This is a genomic window from Lysobacter zhanggongensis, assembly GCF_046638635.1.
In the GTDB taxonomy this organism is placed as follows: domain Bacteria; phylum Pseudomonadota; class Gammaproteobacteria; order Xanthomonadales; family Xanthomonadaceae; genus Novilysobacter; species Novilysobacter luteus.
This window is the reverse complement of the sequence record NZ_JBJXHK010000190.1, coordinates 1-492: the sequence shown is the minus strand read 5'-3', so window position 1 is coordinate 492 and position 492 is coordinate 1. Positions and strand designations below refer to the sequence as shown.

Annotated in this window: 1 protein-coding gene; it reads left to right on the top strand. The window is 74.2% G+C overall.

All coding sequences use genetic code 11. From position 1 onward, the window contains the following. Positions 1-120: 120 nt before the first annotated feature. A partial coding sequence (locus ACKVMH_RS13625; RefSeq protein WP_412700682.1) for a hypothetical protein occupies positions 121-492 on the top strand: 372 nt, incomplete at its 3' end.

The following is a 492-nucleotide window of genomic DNA, read 5'->3' as shown; positions in this document are numbered from 1 at the left end:
GCCGGCGACCCACGCGCGACCCGCGAGCTGCGCACCGACCGCGGCGCCTGAGCGGCCGCGACGCGGCGTTCAGATGGCGCGGACTAGAGTCGTGCCGGTCCACCGTCGCACGTGTCCGCCATGTCATCGACCGCCCGTTTCCCCTTCGTCGCGACTGCCGTGTTGTGGCTTGCGGCCGGCGCCGCTTCCGCACAGCAGCCGGCCAGCGCCATCGAGCAGTGGGGCTTCGACCCCTCGGTGCTGGTTGCCGACGGGACCGAGCTGTTGGCGCGTGCGCCCGACGCCGAGATCGATGCGCTGTTCCAGGCCGTCCACGCCGGCAGCCGCGATCCGGCCGACGCGCAGGTAATGTGCCGCCTGCTCGACCCTGCCGCCGACCGCAGCCTCGCGGGTCTCAACGCCATCGCGTCGCGGCTCAGCCCGGCCAGTCAGGAGCGGTTCGCTGGCGCGGTCGCCGGGCTGCTGGTGGCGGCGATGCAGCACCCGCCGGTC